A 16,144-nucleotide genomic window follows, 5' to 3' on the forward strand; every position below is an offset into this window, starting at 1 on the left:
GATCAGTATGCAAGCAACGTTGCATTAGATAAAGTGACTAATACTAACCAATATTCATTAGATCTAACTAAGGAACAGTCTATGCTCGATGTTCGTCGCCTCAGACTGCTCCGCGAGCTGAAGATCCGGGGCACCCTCGCAGAGGTGGCCGCAGCCCTGCAGTACAGTCCGTCATCAGTCTCCCAGCAGTTGGCCCTTCTTGAGAAGGAAGCTGGAGTTGAACTGCTGAGGAAAACCGGAAGGAAAGTGCAGCTCACGCCCCAGGCGGAAGTTCTCGTGGCCCACACCGCCCAACTGCTCGAGACGCTGGAACAGGCCGAAGCCGACCTGGCCGCCTCCCTCACGACCGTCTCAGGCACCGTCCGGATCGCCGTTTTCCAGTCCGCCGCGCTGGCACTCATGCCGGACACCCTGACGCTCATGGCCGGCACCTACCCCGAGGTCAGGATCGAAATGACCCAGCGGGAACCCGAAACTGCGCTCCACGAAACGTGGGCCAGGGACTTCGACATTGTCATCGCTGAGCAGTATCCGGGCCATGCCGCTCCGCGCTATCCGGAGCTGGACCGGATCAAACTGACCACCGATGCCATCCGGCTGGCGGTTCCGCCCGAGTCAAAGGACCATCCGCCCGTCACGTCGCTCGAAGACACGGCGGAGATGGCCTGGGTCATGGAGCCTCGCGGTGCCGCTTCGCGCCATTGGGCCGAGCAGGCGTGCAGGAGTGCCGGGTTCGAGCCCGACGTCCGCTTCGAAACCGCTGACCTCCAGGCGCAGATCCGGCTGATCGAGTCGGGCAATGCCGTGGGCCTCATGCCGGATCTCGTGTGGACCGGCCGCGGCACCACAGCCGAGCTCATTGAACTGCCCGAGAAGCCGCGCAGGACAGTGTTCACCTCTGTGCGCCGCTCGAGCGCCAAGCGCCCGGCGATTCTCGCGGCCCGCGAGATCCTGGCAACCACTGCCGCCTCCATCGCAGCCTCGAAAGACCACGAGATGGAGGGTCCGTCGTAGTGTTTCCTGGGTCACAGCCAGAACGTTGACCCCGGCGTTAGACTGTTCACGTTATGAATCGCACAATGTTTAAGTCCAAAATCCACCGCGCCACTGTCACGCACGCGGACCTGCACTACGTGGGTTCCGTCACCGTGGACCTGGACCTGCTGGACGCTGCCGACATCCTGCCCGGCGAACTCGTGGCCATTGTGGACGTCACCAACGGCGCCCGCCTTGAGACGTACACGATCGCGGGGGAACGCGGTTCAGGCGTGATCGGAATCAACGGCCCGGCTGCGCACCTGGTTCATGAGAACGACGTCGTCATCCTGATCACCTACGCGGCGATGACCACCGAGGAAGCCAGGGCCTACGATCCCAAAGTGGTCCACGTGGACAAGAACAACAAGATCATCCAGCTGGGCAACGATCCGGCGGAAGGCCTCACCCCCGGACTCATGCGCCCGCCGTTCGCTTTGAACAACGCTTCCCTCAGCTGAGCCCAGGCCGGCGGCCTGAGGCCGTGCCGGGGCCAGGAGCCAGGGCCGAGCCGGGACCGGGAGGCCCGAATAACGAGATCCCCACCACAAGGCAATCCTCCGGCGAATAAATCTGATTAAGCTGGGATGGTGGACGCCTCCCCTTGTACTTCCAAGCCTTCAGCGACAGCCGAATGCTAGGCGTCCTTGCGGGCTTCTTCGTCGTCTGGTGCATCATCCTCGTGGGAATGTTCGTTGGCCGGCGAGGCATCCTCGGCGATAACGCCCGCCAGGTCCTCAGCGGGCTGACCTTCTTCGTAGCCAGCCCGGCACTGCTCTTCGAGACCCTGAGCAAGGCTCGGCTCCAGGAGGTTTTCGCCGCCCCGCTGCTGGTCGCCGCGGTGGGGGCCGTGGCCACCGCCGCCATTTTCTTCGTCATCGTCAGGTTCCTGCTCAAACGCAGCATGCCGGAGTCCCTCGTCTCATCGATGAGCGCCTCGCTGGCCAACTCAGCAAACCTGGGCATTCCCATCGCCGTGTACGTCCTGGGAGACGCCAGCTATGTGGCTCCGCTGCTGATTTTTCAGCTCGCGTTCTTCACGCCGCTGTTCCTGATGGCGCTGGACTCCACCACCAGCGTGCACCGCACCACCCCGCTCCGGTTCGTCCTGATGATCCTGAAGAACCCCATGATCGTGGGTTCTGCCCTTGGCCTCGTGGTGGCCGGAACCGGGTGGCAGGTCCCGCCCCTGATCCTGCAGCCCATTCACCTGATCGGCGGAGCCGCCATTCCCGCGATGCTGATGGCCTTCGGCATGAGCCTGAACGGGTCCCGGCCGCTGCAGGCCGCCACAGCGCGCAGAGTGGATGCCCTGGTGGCCAGTGCGTTCAAGCTCGTCGTCCACCCGGCGATCGCCTACGTCTTCGCGCGCTTCGCGCTCGGCATGGAGGGCCACGCCCTCTTCGCCGCCGTGGTCACGTCCGCCCTGCCCACCGCACAAAACGTCTTCGTGGCAGCCAGCCGGTACCGGACCGGCCTCACCGTCGCCAAAGACACGGTGCTGATCACCACCGTCGTGGCGGTGCCGGCCTTGGTCGGCGTGGCGGTGCTGCTGGCATGACGGTGCAGCGGTAATGACAGTGACTGAAAACGGCCTGAATTTGGAGGAATCGTGAACACTGCCCTGGACACTGTGGTGATTGGCGGCGGCGCCATGGGCTCCGCCGCGGCGTGGGCGCTGGCGCGGCGCGGCCGGCCGGTGACGCTGCTGGAGCAGTTTGGGCCGGGGCACCTCATCGGGGCGTCACACGGCGCCACCCGGAACCTCAGCCTTGCCTATTCCGAGCCGGACTACGTTGCCATGCTGGCGGAAACGCTCCGCCTCTGGCGCGAGCTCGAAGACGAGAGCGGCGAACAGTTGCTGGCGCGCACCGGCGTCGTCAACCACGGCCCGGATCCGCAGCTGGGCGCCATGCATGCCGCGCTGAACCGTGCCGGCCTGCGGGCAGAGTTCCTGCCGACGGCGGAGGCCGGCGAGCGCTGGCGCGGCATCCGGTTCGACCAGCAGGTGCTGTACATGCCCGACGGAGGACAGCTCAACCCCGAGCTGGCGCTGCCGGCCCTCCAGCGGCTGGCCGTCCGGCACGGCGCGGAGGTGCGGCACCACGTGAAGGTGGTGGACCTGCAGGTCCTCGACGACGGCGTCCGCGTCACCGTGGACGCCGGCGGTGCCGCCGAGGTGCTCACCGCACGCCAGGCGGTGGTCACCGCCGGCGGCTGGACATCCAAACTGCTGGGGGACATGGCAGGGACGCCCCGGCTGACCGTCACGCAGGAGCAGCCGGCCCATTTCGGCATTGCGGACACCGGCGCGGCCTGGCCCGGGTTCAACCACTTTCCGGGGACGGGGGACGACTACGCGGGCTGGTACTCCCCCGTGTATGGGATGCATACACCGGGCGAGGGAATCAAGGCCGGCTGGCACGGCGTGGGGCCTGTGGTGGACCCGGACCACAGGTCGTTCCAGCCCGAACCGATGCAGCGCGCCGCACTGCAACGCTACGCGAGGCACTGGCTGCCCGGCGTGGACGCCGACTCCATGGCCGACATCAGCTGCACCTACACCACCGCGCCGGACCACAACTTCGTCCTGGACCGGCTGGGTCCCGTGGTGATCGGGGCCGGATTCGCCGGCCATGGCTTCAAGTTCACGCCGGTGGTCGGCAGGATGCTGGCAGACCTCGCCACCGGGGAAGGCAGGGCACCGGCCATCTTCTCGGCCGCCCGCCCGGGCATCCGCTAGCAAGCACCCGGAGGATGGCTGCTTCCCGGACCTAGCTCCGCTGGTGCTGGTCCAGGAGCCGGGCGCAGCGGATGAAGCCGAGGTGCGAGTAGGCCTGCGGATGGTTCCCCAGGTGGGTTTCCGTGCCGGGATCGTATTCCTCCGGCAGCAGCCCCGTGGGCCCGAACAGGTTCACCAGCTGGTCGAAGAGGTCCCACGCCTCGGAGATGCGGCCCACGGCCACATACGCCTCGATGAGCCAGGTGGTGCAGATGTGGAAGCCGCCCTCCAGGCCCGGCAAACCGTCGTCGTACCTGTAGCGGAAAACGGTGGGGCCCACGCGAAGCTCCCGTTCCACAGCCGTCACGGTGTCCAGGAACCGCTGGTCGCCGACGTCGAGGAGGCCGGACAGGCCGATGTGCAGGACCGCGGCATCCAGGTCCGGGCTGTCATATGCCACGGTGTAGGAAGCGGCGGTCTCGTCCCAGCCCTCGCGGAGCACCTCATCCCGGATGGTCGCGGCGGTGCCGGCCCAGGAGGGTTCGGGCTCCCGGCCGTGGCGGGCTGCCGCGCGGAGGGCCCGGTCCAGAGTCACCCAGCACATCACCTTCGTGTAGACGTGGTGCCGCGGGGCACGCCGGGCCTCCCAGATCCCGTGGTCCGGCTCGTGCCACCGGGCCAGCACCGCATGCGCCATCTGCACCATCAGGTCCCAGTGCGGGTCAGCCAGTGAGCCCCGGGCCTCGCTCAGCCCGTGGATCAGCTCCGCGATGGGCCCGAACACGTCCAGCTGGACCTGGTGGTCCGCGGCGTTGCCGATTCGGACGGGCCGCGATCCCGCATAGCCGGGGAGGCTTTCAATGATCGCTTCTGTGCTCAGCGGCGCGCCGGTGACCGAGTAGAGCGGGTGCAGCCATTCAGGGCCCGGGGCGTTGGCCAGGATCCTGCCCAGCCAGCGGAGGAAGCCGTCTGCCTCCTCGGTCGAGCCCAGGTCCACGAGCGCATTCACCGTCATGGAGCCGTCCCGCAGCCAGCAGTAGCGGTAATCCCAGTTGCGGGTTCCGCCGATCCCTTCCGGCAACGACGTGGTGGGCGCCGCGAGCACGGCACCGGTGGGCTCATGGACCAGGGCGCGGAGCACAAGGGCTGAACGCCGCACCAGGGACGGTTTGACGGACGGCAGCGCCAGCTCCTGCACCCAGCGGCGGGAATGGAGCGCGACGGCGGAGCGGCGGGCGGTCTCGTCCGTCCCGTCCGGGTGGCGCTGGACCTCGGTGTCGCCGCAGCGCAGGTTGAGGACCACGGGGCCCTGCCGCAGGTTGACCTCCGCCGTGGCCGTGGCATGCCGGCCGTCCGAGGTGATGGAGAAGCTGACGCCCGGGGCCAGCAGGACGATGGGATCGGACGTGCCGGCGACGTGCAGCTCACCACCGCGTGCCTCCATGCTGAACGGCGCGTTGGCGTAGTCCGGCCGGGGTGCGAAGACGATCCGGGCCGCTCCGGTTCCGGACAGCACCCGGACCAGGCTGGTGATCCCCTCGGGGGCCGGTTCAAGGTAGTCGGTCACCGTAACGTCCGCCCACCGGGTTTCCACGATCATCGTGCTGTCCACGTAGCGCTGCCCCAGCACCTGCGACGCCTTGACCGGCTCCACCGAGAAGTGGCCGGCGGCATCCCCGCCCAGGAGGTGGGCAAACAGCGAGCCGGAGTCGGGCAGGGGGTGGCTCATCCAGCAGATTTTGGCGTCGGGCGTGAGCAGTGCTGTTGAGGAGCCGTTTCCGATCATGGAGTGGCGCTCCAGGCCAACCGCATCTTCACCGAAGAGCCACGCGCGCCGCAGCTCGAAGAGGATCGCCAGTACCCGGGCAAACGATTCCGGATCCCGCAGCCGGTGTTTGGCCTGGCTCGGGAGCTCTCCGACCCACAGCCCCATGTCCGGGCCGCGGAGCGTGGCCATGGCCATCTCATCGCTCACCGCATCACCGGCGTACAGGGCCGCGCTCACCCCGAGCCTGGACCGCAGGTGTTCCAGCGCGTCGGCCTTGGAGGGCTCCACCACCGACAGGTCCAGCACCGAGCCGTCCACGATGAAGAACAGGCCCAGGGCCGTGGCCACTTCCTCGGCCTTCTGCGCCGCCTCTGCGACGATCTCCGGGGCAGCCGGCCGGGTGTGTACCGAGACCGCCACCGGCTTCCGCTCGATGGTGATGCCCTTGTAGGCGCCGATGGATTCGAGCAGGGCCTGGTTGGCCTGCTGCAGGACAGATTCGGTGGCCAGGGACAGGCCGTGGGCGAACCCCATGTCGAACTCTGCCCCGTGGGACCCGACGAGGTGGACTTCCGCGGGGAGCCGTGACACCGCGGCCAGGTCCCGCAGCGACCGGCCCGAGATGACCGCGGCGTGCGTGTTGGGCAGGGCAGCCAACGCGCGGAGCGCAATCGCCGCACCGCCCAGGGGCAGGGTCTCGGTCGAGATGCCCTCCGCCGCGCAGAGCGTTCCGCCGTAATTACAGGCCACCAGCAGCCCCGGCGTGCGGGCCAGGATCTTCAGCTCGCCGAGCAGCTGGGGCGTCAAACCGTCATCGGCGGCATCCGACTGGACGAACGCCCTCAGCAGCCCCAGCGGCAGGGATTTTGTCAGGAGTGCGGAATCGGCCACCGTTTGGTTGAGCGGAGTTGGCATGCTCGGAATTCCTTAGGATCATCCCCACATGGACGCTTGGACCCTCTCAGTGTCCGGCACGGCCGTTTCCCCTGAATATCCCGGTCGTTGCGGTCATGTAACTTCGACGGCGGCACCGTCTTCCCTGCCGCCGCAGGAACCGGCAACCCGCTAGGCCCGGACCAGGCCCGCTGCTTCCGCCAGCAGTTCCACCGAGCGCAGCCGCCCCAGGGTGCCGGTGCTCTGGTGGGCCACGATGAGTTCGTCGGCGTCGGCATGCCTGGCGAATCCGTCCAGGTACTCCAGCACCACGTCCGGGGTCCCGACCGCCGAGTACTTCATCATCTGGGACACGTGCTGGCCCTGCGGAGAGTCCAGGATCATGTCCGCTTCGTCATCCGTGAACTCCCTCCCGCCGCCGAAGAAGAGCGAGACGCGGGCGCGCAGGGTGGCCCGGAACATCTCCTGCGCTTCGGGTGCCGAATCGGCGGCAATGACGTTGGCGCCGGCGATGACGTGCGGCGCCTCGAGCTGCTCGGAGGGCTTGAATTCCCGGCGGTAGATGGCCACCGCGTCCTGGAGCGCGTTCGGTGCAAAATGGGAAGCGAAGGCGTAGGGCAACCCCAGCTGGGCGGCGAGCCGGGCGCCGAACAGGGACGACCCCAGAATGTACAAGGGCACGTTGGTCCCCTTGCCCGGTGTCGCTTCGACGCCCTGGATGCGGCTCGGGCCGCTCAGATAGCCCTGCAGTTCCAGCACGTCCTGGGGGAAGGTGTCGGCGGACGACGGGTCGCGGCGGAGTGCCCGCATAGTGTTTTGGTCGCTGCCGGGTGCGCGGCCGAGGCCCAGGTCGATGCGCCCCGGGTGCAGCGTTTCCAGCGTTCCGAACTGCTCGGCGATGGTGAGCGGCGAGTGGTTGGGCAGCATCACTCCTCCCGCTCCCAGCCGGATGCTCTCGGTATGGGCTGCCACGTGGGCGATCAGGACACTCGTCGCCGAGGACGCAATCGAGGACATGTTGTGGTGCTCCGCGTACCAGACCCGCCGGTAGCCAAGCTCCTCGGCGCTTTGCGCCATGGCCACGCTCCCGGCGAAGCTCTCCGCCGCCGTCTGGCCCTTGCCGATCGTCGCAAGGTCAAGGATGGAGAGGGGAACAGTCACGGGGAGCCGGCCTTTCGTTGCGGATGGGCCGGCACGGATGGTTGCGCGGCACACCTTCGACAACGACGGCGGCGTGGGCGTTATTTCTGCCAGGCCGGGTGATGCTGTCCACAGTTTTGGGCTCCAGAGCTGGCCGGCGGACGCGGGTCCGCCACTAAGCTAGCGGCATGGCCAACAAATCAACAGCAGACAAAGTCGCCACGATCCAAAAAGGCTACGCGCTGGAGGGCGCCACCATCGAGCTGGGGGCCGCCATCGTCGACGGCGAACTCCACAAAGATGCGCCGGTCCGGCTGCCCCTGTCCATGATGAACCGGCACGGACTGGTGGCCGGCGCCACCGGCACGGGCAAGACCGTCACGCTGCACATGATGGCAGAGCAGCTCTCCGCCGCCGGTGTGCCCGTTTTCCTGGCCGACATCAAGGGCGATCTGTCGGGCCTGGCCACGGCGGCCACGGCGAGCGACAAGCTGACGGCGCGGACCGAGAGCATCGGACAGCGGTGGGCGGGCAAGGCGTTCCCGGTGGAGTTCCTGGCCCTTGGCGGCGACGGCAACGGCGTCCCGGTCCGCGCCACCATCACGTCCTTCGGGCCCATCCTGCTTTCGCGCATTATGGAGCTCAACGACACGCAGGAGTCCAGCCTCCAGCTGGTCTTCCACTTCGCTGACAAGAACAACCTCGAGCTGGTGGACCTCAAGGACCTCCGCGCCGTCATCCAGCACCTCACCTCCGAGGAGGGCAAGGAGGCCCTGCGGGAACTCGGCGGCCTGTCGAAAGCGACGGCCGGCGTCATCCTCCGCGAGCTCGTGGCACTGGAAGCCCAGGGGATGGAGCGTTTCTTTGGCGAGCCGGAGTTCGACACGGCCGAGCTCCTCCGCACCGCCCCCGACGGCCGCGGCGTCATCACCTGCCTGGAACTTCCTACGCTGCAGACCAAGCCCATGGTGTTTTCCACCTTCCTGATGTGGCTGCTGGCGGACCTGTTCGAAGACCTGCCCGAGGCGGGCGACCTCGACAAGCCGAAGCTCGTGTTCTTCCTCGACGAGGCGCATCTCCTGTTCAATGACGCCTCCAAGGCCTTCCTCGAGGCCATCACCACCACGGTTCGGCTGATCCGGTCCAAGGGTGTCGGCATCTTCTTCGTGACGCAGACGCCGAAGGACGTGCCTGCCGATGTGCTCGGCCAACTGGCCAACCGCGTCCAGCACGCGCTCCGGGCCTTCACGCCGGAGGATGCCAAGGCACTCAAGGCCACGGTCTCGACATTCCCTGTCAGCGACTACGACCTGGGGGAGACCCTCACGTCCGCGGGCATCGGCGAGGCCGTCATCACGGTCATGAACGAGAGGGGCGCGCCCACGCCGGTGGCGCTCACCCGCCTGCGGGCCCCCGAGTCCGTCATGGGTCCCAGCACGAGTGAGTTGGTCAAGAGCACGGTGGCCGGCTCGGCGCTGCTTGCCAAGTACGGGACAGCCGTGGACGGCGTGTCCGCGTACGAAAAACTGGCCGGCCAGGCCGCCGCTCCGACCGGACCCGCGGCGCCGGGCCAGCCACCGACTCCGGCCACTGACGTGTTTGTCCCCGGCAGCATCACGCCGGGGACCGTGGACGCCGAGGCCCGCCGCATCGAGGAGGAAATCCTCGGACGCCCGAGCAGCCGGCCGGCCCCGGAACCCGGGCGTGAACCGGCTCCGCGTTCCGCGCCCCCAGCCGGCGGCATGATGGATGACATTACCGGCGCGCTCGGCGGAGCCATCGGCGGCGGCCTCAAGAGCATGGTCCGGTCGATGGGAACCCAGCTGGGCCGCGAACTGTTGCGCGGCGTTTTCGGCACCTCATCCCGGCGCCGCCGCTGATGCCAAGGGGCGTCGTCCCGCCGGCGACGCCCCGCCGTCGGACGTTCCTCCGTGGCTGTGCCACGTCATGCTCGGCACCCGCGACTCCTGAGTTCGCATAACTAGCAGGTAACGTAAGGTGCGTGCAGATGAGTCAAGCGTTGGTGAAGTTGGCGGCCGGGTGGCTGCTGGGCCTCATGCTTGCCGTCGCCGGAGCCATCGTTTCGGTCAATCTGGTGAACAACTCTGTGGCCAGCCCGCAGCAGCCTGTCCGGGAATATCTGGACGCCCTCCAGAAGGGTGAGGGCGAGCGGGCGCTGGGCCTCCTCCGTGCCTCGGTGCCGGATGCAGACGCCGCCATGCTCGACGGCACGGCGCTGCAGACCTCCGCGTCGCGCATCGCGAACGTGAAGATCGGCGGTGCGGAGGCCCGTGGCGGCAAGCGGGTGATGGTGCCCATGGAGTACACGATCGACGGCAGCCGCCTGCGCACCGAGTTCCTGCTGGAAAGCACCGGTACGGAGTGGCTGTTCTTCAACAAGTGGGCCTTCGTTCCTTCCGCCTTGCCCACCATCGACGTCACTGTGGTGAACTCGAATGAAGCCACGCTGAACGGGGTGCCAGTGAACATGCCCGGCGGCCGCAGCACCTTTGCCGTGTTCTATCCGGGCGAGTTCGAGGCCTCTCTGAACGGGGAGTTCTTCTCGGCGAAGCCCACCCGGGCCACGGTCTCCGGCCGGGAGCTCCCCGCGGCGCCGCTGAATCTCCTGACCCAGGCGACGGACGAACTGAACCAGGCTGTGGCGTCCAGGGTCAAGGAATTCCTGGACACGTGCGCCGCGGACGCCGTCAAGCAGCAACGCCTGCAGCCCGACTGCCCGTTCTACCACGCCACGCCCAACAGGGTGGTGGACGGCACCATCAAGTGGAGCATCACCGAGTACCCGAAGATCAGTATTGAGCCGTTCGAGGGCAAATGGGTGGTCGCGCCCCTGGACGGCAAGGCCAGGATCACCGCCGAGCAGGTCGACCTGTTCACGGGCGGCGTCTCGCCCCTGGACGTGGAGCACGACTTCAGCTTCACCACGCGCCTGGACATCAACGGCGACACCATCAAGGTCACGCCGCTCCTCAGCTTCTAGGGCCCGGCTGCCCGGCTGCGGCACCGGCCCAGTTCTGAACTCAGCCTCAACAAAACTGGCCCGGTTCCCAACCGTTGAAGGTCGAAAACCGGGCCAGTTCAGCACACTCGAGCGGCCGGCTCAGTCCATGCCGCGGAGGTCCAGCACCAGTTCGGCGTCGCCGTCGGGCTGCAGCACCACCGGGATGCCCCAGTCCTGCTGGTACAGGTGGCATGCAGCGTGGTCCGGAATCTCGCCGTCCTCAGTCTCGGGCCCGTCGCAGGCCGCGGCGCGCGCGGTAATGTGAAGCACGCCCTCGGGTACGTCCGAGGCCAGCTCCAGGGTGCGGAGCAGGCCCACGGAGGTGCCGCCGCCCGCCACGAGCAGCTCCGGAGGCGTTGACGAGATCTTCAGCTGCGTGGGGTCGCCCCAGCGGTCGTCGAGCTTCTGGCCCGTGGGCGCCGTGAAGCGGACCGTCAGATCCAGCAGCCCCGGCGCCACGGGGCTCTTCGGCCGGTGGGTCTGGACCGCACCCTCGTCCACCTGCTGGGCTTCCTTGGGGATGGGGACGTACACGAGGTGGTGCTTGTTTGCCTCGACCACCACCAGAAGCGGTTCCTTGCCTGCCACCCGTGTGTGGTCGACGATGACGTCGGACGGTTCGGACAGGCCCCGCGCGAGGGTGGACACGGTCTTGGCCGCGGGGTCGTAACGGCGCACGGCACCGTTGTACGTATCGGCAATGGCCACGGAGCCGTCCGGGAGCACAGTGACCCCGAGCGGGTGCTGCAGGCGCGCCTCGGAAGCTTCGCCGTCGCGGAAACCGAAGTCGAAGAGGCCCTTGCCCACGGCGGACTCAACGGTGACCGTCCCGTCGTCGTCAATCACCAGCTTCCGGAGGGCGGAGGTCTCCGAGTCCGCCACCCAGATGTTGCCGTCGGCGTCTTCGGCAACGCCGGATGGCTGGGCGAACCAGGCCTCGTGGGCAGGTCCGTCCAAGAGGCCTTCCAGCCCGTTGCCGGCGATGATGGACACCGCCCCGGTCAGCGGTTCAAAGCTGAAGATCTGGTGCACGCCGGCCATGGCAATCACGACGGCATTCAGCTTGGCTGACCACACGACATCCCACGGCGAGCTGAGCGAGACCTCAAGCGGGTGCTCGCTCAGGCGTCCGGTGAAGCCCGCAGCGTCCTCGTCGACGCGGGCGGGGCCGGTCTCCAGCAGGCGCTGCACGCCGTTTCCGACGAGCGTGGTGACGGTTCCGTCCGCGAGGGACAGCCCCCTCAGGCGGTGGTTGACGGAATCGGCAATCACGACGTCGTAGCCCGTCTTCGCTGCCACGTCTTCCGGCAGCAGGACCAGGCCCTGGGGTTCGTTGAATTCCGCCACGGGCTCCAGGGAATCCAGGGCCGCGCTGGGGCCGTCGGCGTAGCCCTTCTTGCCGGTGCCAAATGTGCCGAGCACCGTGTGGAAGTCGGTGTCGAGCTCGACGACGCGGTGGTGGCCCGTGTCCGTGACCAGCCATGTGCCGGCACGTGAGCCGGCGGCAGCGGCGTCGTCGGGCGTTCCGGGTGCAGAGCCCCGGCCGGCCGGGAGGAACAGTGCCTTGCCGGGGAAGCGGAGGGTGCCCGACGTGGGCTCGGGCGCCACGTAGGGGCCGCTGCCGCGGTGGAGTGTTCCCCGGGCCTCATGCTTGGCGATGAGCTCGGGGATCAGCACGCCGAGGCCGTCGGCGTGGCCTTCGCCGGAGAGGTGGGCCACGATGTAGCCCTCGGGGTCGATGACCACCAGCGTGGGCCAGGCGCGGGCCGTGTAGGCCTTCCAGGTTTCCAGCTCGGGGTCGTCCAGGACCGGGTGGTGGATCTCGTACCGCTCCACTGCCGCGGCGAGGGCCACGGGATCGGCCTCGTGCTCAAACTTCGGGGAGTGCACGCCCACCGTCACCAGGACGTCGGAGTACTTCTCCTCGAGCGGCCGGAGTTCTTCCAGGACGTGGAGGCAGTTGATGCAGCAGAAAGTCCAGAAGTCCAGCAGCACGATCTTGCCGCGCAGGGCCTCCAGGTCCAGGGTCTTGCCGCCGGTGTTGAGCCAGTTACGGCCCACCAGTTCGGAGGCGCGGACCCGGTGGTGGGTGCGTACGGTTTCGCTCATCAGCGTCCTTCCAGCTTTGAGTTGCGTTCAGCCAGCTTGGCATCGCGTTCAGCCAATTTGGCAAACATATCGTTGTAAGCGGTGAGATCGGCGTCGTTATTCCTGTCCGCCGCCCGGTCGGTGCGGCGCGTCTCCCTCTCATCGGATCGGGACCACATGATGGCGACGCCGATCGCCACCAGAAGCGTGGGCACTTCGCCGATGCCCCAGGCCACGGCACCGCCCAGTTGCTGGTCTACGATCGCCGATGGTCCCCACTCCCGGCCGAGGTTGCCGAAGTAGTCCGCGGCGAGCAGCCCGGTGCCGCCCATGATGGCCACGCCGAAGAAGGCATGGAAGCCCATGGTGGCCAGCAGAAGCACGAGCCGCAGCGGGTACGGTGCCCGCCGCGGGAGCGGATCCGTGCCGATCATGCTGAGCACGAAGATGTACCCGGTCAGTGCGAAGTGCAGGGTCATCAGCTCGTGTCCCACATGCTCGCGCATCGCGAAACCGAAAGCGTCGGAGTAGTAGAACAGCACGATCGAGCCAGCGAAGTTGGCCGCCGCAAAGAGCGGGTGGGTCACAAGCTGCGAGACCTTCGAGTGGACGGAGATCAGCAGCCACTCGCGCAGGCCGCGGGAGCCGTCGGTCCTGGCCGGCAGTGCCCGCAGGGCAAGCGTCACGGGGGCGCCCAGGACCAGGAAGAGCGGAGCCACCATGGTGAGGGCCATGTGGTCCACCATGTGCGCCGAGAACAGCACGCGCCCGTAGACCGCCGGAGGCCCGGAGGTGATGTACGTCAGCACCAGCAGGCCGACTACCCAGTTCGCGGAGCGGAAGATCGGCCACTTGTCCCCGCGGGCGCGGACCTTGGCCACGCCCAGAATGTAGGAGACGAGCCCGAATACGGCGACGGCCACCCAGATCCAGTCCACGCGCCACTCGGTGAGCCAGCGTTCCGGAGTCAGTTCAGGGGGCAGCTCGTAGCCCGACAGGATGAATGCCGGCGAGGCGTCAGGGGCGTAGGTGGTCGGTTCCGGGGGCGCGGAGCGGCCGAGTGCCACGGCGATTCCCGAGGTGGCCCCCATGATGAGGAGTTCCATGAGAATCAGCTGCCACAGCACGCGGCGCGAGGACAGTCCCGACCCTTTGCGGTTCAGCTGCGGGATCACCCACTGCCGGTGCATGAATCCGATGCCGCCGAGGACAACCGTGGCGGCAGTCTTCGCCAGGATCAGCTGGCCGTAGGGTGAGTCGAACAGATCGGCCCAGCTGGCCACCCGGACGGTGGAGTTGACCACGCCAGAGGCAAACACCAGCAGGAATGCGAATCCCGCGAGCGAAGAAAACCGCCGAAGCGTGGGTTCGGTGATGTCCGGCATTCCAGCCGGGCTGGACACCGCGGCACCCGCTGCGGAGCTGCGGGCGCCGGAGACAAGGCCCGAGAGCAGGGCGAGCACGATGATGCCGCCCACCCAGACGCTGACACCCACCAGGTGGAGTCCGAGTGAGCTGATGGCTCCCTCGTGGTCGTTCGAGCTCGCGGAGTGGCCAATGAGGGCGGTGGGCACCAGGCCGATGAGCGCCAGCACCAGGGTCAGGGCCAGGCCCGTCAGCGACCGGACGCCGAACAGTGCGGTGGTGACTACGGCCGCGATGATGGTCACTGCCAGCCAGGCGCGTCCGGTGGGGATGTCGGTCATGAAGAAAACGAGCGCCCTGGTGAACTCCGCGTCGCCGGAGACACCCTGCCCTGCCACGTCGGCATAGGTGAGCACCAGGACGGCGATGGCGGACAGCGTCCAGGCCACGCCGGCTGCGGCCGCAATGGCCAGGGCCCGGGAGAACGCCGGGTGCTCAGGCGCCTCTTCGTCCCTGGCGCGGCGGCGGCCCAGGGACCTGGGCAGAATGCCGGCGGCGAAGATCAGCCCGCCGATCACTGTGGCCAGCGAGACGTTGTGGATGGCCTTGCTGATGGGAAGGCCCCAGCGCACCACGGTGCCTGGATCGGAGACCTCACGGGCCACGGCTGCACCCGTGAAGAGCAGGGCGGCAGTGAGCCCCAGAAGCAGCGCAGCCAAGCCCGCCAGCTGCCAGGACCGTGTGATGCCCAGCCCGGCGTTGGCCAGGTTCAACCCGCCGCCCGTGTTGGGGGCAGGCTGTGGAGTACGGGATTCTGCGGCGGAGGGCACCTATCCATTGTCCGCTAACGCTGCCTGCGCGGCGAATCGGCCGGAGTGAATCCGGGCACGTCGACGGTTAGTCCACGGTTAAACGCAAGCGGAGCGGCAACCAGATGGTTGCCGCTCCGCTGAGTTTGCGTGGAAGACTACTTCTTGTTGGAGACAGCGGCCTTCAGCTTGGAACCGGCGGTCAGCTTGACGCTGTGGCCTGCTGCAATCTGGATGGTCTCGCCGGTCTGCGGGTTGCGGCCAGTGCGGGCTGCACGGTCGGTGCGCTCAACTGCGAGCCAGCCCGGGATGGTGATCTTCTCGCCGGAGGCGACGGAAGATTCGAAAACCTCGAACAGTGCATCGAGCACGGAGTTGACGGCAGCCTGGCTGGTGCCGGCCTTGCCTGCTACCTCTGCAACAAGTTCACTACGGTTCTTAGCCATTTATGTCCTCCTGGACGCTTTGGATTTCTGGAGCCTGCACACGGCATGCGTACAAGCCACTGTTCGAAAACTTACCAGCTTGCACCCGTAAGGGGGACAAATTCCGCGTGTTTCCGCGACTTTTTGACCTAAATCACCGGAGTTTGGCGGCTTTTCCCCGGAATTTGGCCATCAGCGGACGATCCTTCGGGTCACCGCAGGCGCGTGAGGCACGGCCGTCGAAACCCCGCGACCCGGCCCCCGGCGACGCTCCCTCACCTTTCGTCGCCTCCCAAGGCAACGCTCCCTCACTACTTGTCGGGTCATCACCGACGCTCCCTCACTACTTGTCGGGTGATCACGGACGCTCCCTCACTCCTTGGCGGTGTGGATGACGGCGGTGTGGTGGGTTGGGTGGCTGTCCGGGTTGGTGTGCCCGGGCGGGCTTTGGGGGTGGTGGGTGGGGCGCTGCCCGGAAGGCTGCGGGTAGTGCGGGAGGGTCCGGCTCTGCCCGGCAACTAGTGCGGGAGGGTGCCGTTCGGGCCGGCAACTAGTGAGGGAGCGTCCGGCTCTGCCCGGCAACAGGTGAGGGAGGGTCCGGCTCTGCCCGGCAGGTAGTGAGGGAGGGTCCGGCTCTGCCCGGCAACTAGTGAGGGGGCGTCCGGCTCCCATGCGGCGACAAGTGCGGGGGCGTTGGGCCTGGGCCGGCAAGTGGTGGGGGGTGTGGTGGTGGTGGGGGTGTTTAAATGCGGGAGAGCCCCAACCGTGTGGTTGGGGCTCTCGACCTAATGGTTGTCCGGCGGTGACCTACTCTCCCACACCCTCCCGGGTGCAGTACCATCGGCGCTGTGGGTCTTAGCTTCCGGGTTCGGAATG

General features: G+C 67.5%; 11 protein-coding genes and 1 rRNA gene. 6 read left to right on the forward strand and 6 right to left on the reverse strand.

Going from position 1 to position 16,144, the window contains the following annotated elements:
* The first annotated feature begins 81 nt into the window (after positions 1 to 81).
* From JYA52_RS08295 to JYA52_RS08310, 4 genes are all read left to right on the forward strand, one after another.
* Complete coding sequence (locus tag JYA52_RS08295; protein WP_205652730.1) at positions 82 to 1,014, forward strand: LysR family transcriptional regulator; 933 nt, start codon at positions 82 to 84, stop codon at positions 1,012 to 1,014.
* Between the two features lie 53 nt (positions 1,015 to 1,067).
* Complete coding sequence (gene panD / locus JYA52_RS08300; RefSeq protein WP_205652731.1) at positions 1,068 to 1,496, forward strand: aspartate 1-decarboxylase; 429 nt, start codon at positions 1,068 to 1,070, stop codon at positions 1,494 to 1,496.
* Positions 1,497 to 1,669: 173 nt separating this feature from the next.
* On the forward strand, positions 1,670 to 2,596 hold the full coding sequence (locus JYA52_RS08305) for an AEC family transporter (RefSeq protein ID WP_205652732.1): 927 nt from the start codon (positions 1,670 to 1,672) through the stop codon (positions 2,594 to 2,596).
* Positions 2,597 to 2,647: 51 nt separating this feature from the next.
* The gene (locus JYA52_RS08310; RefSeq protein ID WP_205652733.1) at positions 2,648 to 3,778 is read left to right on the forward strand and encodes an FAD-dependent oxidoreductase; all 1,131 of its coding nucleotides are present in this window, start codon (positions 2,648 to 2,650) and stop codon (positions 3,776 to 3,778) included.
* Between the two features lie 31 nt (positions 3,779 to 3,809).
* Here the strand turns inward: JYA52_RS08310 and JYA52_RS08315 are convergent, their stop codons facing one another.
* Entirely contained in the window at positions 3,810 to 6,440 is a 2,631-nt protein-coding gene (locus JYA52_RS08315) for a trehalase-like domain-containing protein (RefSeq protein ID WP_205652734.1), read from the reverse strand.
* Positions 6,441 to 6,590: 150 nt separating this feature from the next.
* Positions 6,591 to 7,580 (reverse strand): LLM class flavin-dependent oxidoreductase, encoded by a 990-nt coding sequence (locus tag JYA52_RS08320; protein ID WP_205652735.1) that lies wholly within the window; start codon positions 7,578 to 7,580, stop codon positions 6,591 to 6,593.
* Positions 7,581 to 7,747: 167 nt separating this feature from the next.
* On the opposite strand from JYA52_RS08320, the gene JYA52_RS08325 reads away from it, so the two are divergent.
* Both JYA52_RS08325 and JYA52_RS08330 read left to right on the forward strand, forming a co-directional pair.
* On the forward strand, positions 7,748 to 9,439 hold the full coding sequence (locus tag JYA52_RS08325) for a helicase HerA-like domain-containing protein (protein WP_205652736.1): 1,692 nt from the start codon (positions 7,748 to 7,750) through the stop codon (positions 9,437 to 9,439).
* Between the two features lie 128 nt (positions 9,440 to 9,567).
* Positions 9,568 to 10,560 carry a hypothetical protein gene (locus tag JYA52_RS08330; protein ID WP_205652737.1) on the forward strand — a complete coding sequence of 331 codons (993 nt, stop codon included), beginning with the start codon at positions 9,568 to 9,570 and terminating at the stop codon, positions 10,558 to 10,560.
* Positions 10,561 to 10,680: 120 nt separating this feature from the next.
* On the opposite strand, the gene JYA52_RS08335 is transcribed toward JYA52_RS08330, so the two are convergent.
* The 4 genes from JYA52_RS08335 to rrf all read right to left on the reverse strand — a co-directional run.
* Entirely contained in the window at positions 10,681 to 12,690 is a 2,010-nt protein-coding gene (locus JYA52_RS08335; protein ID WP_205652738.1) for an NHL domain-containing thioredoxin family protein, read from the reverse strand.
* Complete coding sequence (locus JYA52_RS08340) at positions 12,690 to 14,864, reverse strand: bifunctional copper resistance protein CopD/cytochrome c oxidase assembly protein (protein WP_205652739.1); 2,175 nt, start codon at positions 14,862 to 14,864, stop codon at positions 12,690 to 12,692. Before JYA52_RS08340 ends, JYA52_RS08335 begins: the two co-directional genes overlap by 1 nt.
* 137 nt (positions 14,865 to 15,001) lie before the next feature.
* Positions 15,002 to 15,289, reverse strand: coding sequence for an HU family DNA-binding protein (locus JYA52_RS08345; RefSeq protein WP_056625601.1), 288 nt, complete (start codon positions 15,287 to 15,289; stop codon positions 15,002 to 15,004).
* Between the two features lie 773 nt (positions 15,290 to 16,062).
* Positions 16,063 to 16,144: ribosomal RNA gene (gene rrf / locus JYA52_RS08350) — 5S ribosomal RNA — on the reverse strand; the annotation flags it as partial.

The organism is Arthrobacter pascens (assembly GCF_017052465.1).
Classification (GTDB): domain Bacteria; phylum Actinomycetota; class Actinomycetes; order Actinomycetales; family Micrococcaceae; genus Arthrobacter; species Arthrobacter pascens.

Bases quoted from the DNA above. Each gene is read 5' to 3' on its own strand.
- JYA52_RS08295 (WP_205652730.1), top strand. From the start codon at position 82: ATGCTCGATGTTCGTCGCCTCAGACTGCTCCGCGAGCTGAAGATCCGG.
- panD (WP_205652731.1), top strand. From the start codon at position 1,068: ATGAATCGCACAATGTTTAAGTCCAAAATCCACCGCGCCACTGTCACG.
- JYA52_RS08305 (WP_205652732.1), top strand. From the start codon at position 1,670: ATGCTAGGCGTCCTTGCGGGCTTCTTCGTCGTCTGGTGCATCATCCTC.
- JYA52_RS08315 (WP_205652734.1), bottom strand. From the start codon at position 6,440: ATGCCAACTCCGCTCAACCAAACGGTGGCCGATTCCGCACTCCTGACA.
- JYA52_RS08325 (WP_205652736.1), top strand. From the start codon at position 7,748: ATGGCCAACAAATCAACAGCAGACAAAGTCGCCACGATCCAAAAAGGC.
- JYA52_RS08330 (WP_205652737.1), top strand. From the start codon at position 9,568: ATGAGTCAAGCGTTGGTGAAGTTGGCGGCCGGGTGGCTGCTGGGCCTC.
- JYA52_RS08335 (WP_205652738.1), bottom strand. From the start codon at position 12,690: ATGAGCGAAACCGTACGCACCCACCACCGGGTCCGCGCCTCCGAACTG.
- JYA52_RS08345 (WP_056625601.1), bottom strand. From the start codon at position 15,289: ATGGCTAAGAACCGTAGTGAACTTGTTGCAGAGGTAGCAGGCAAGGCC.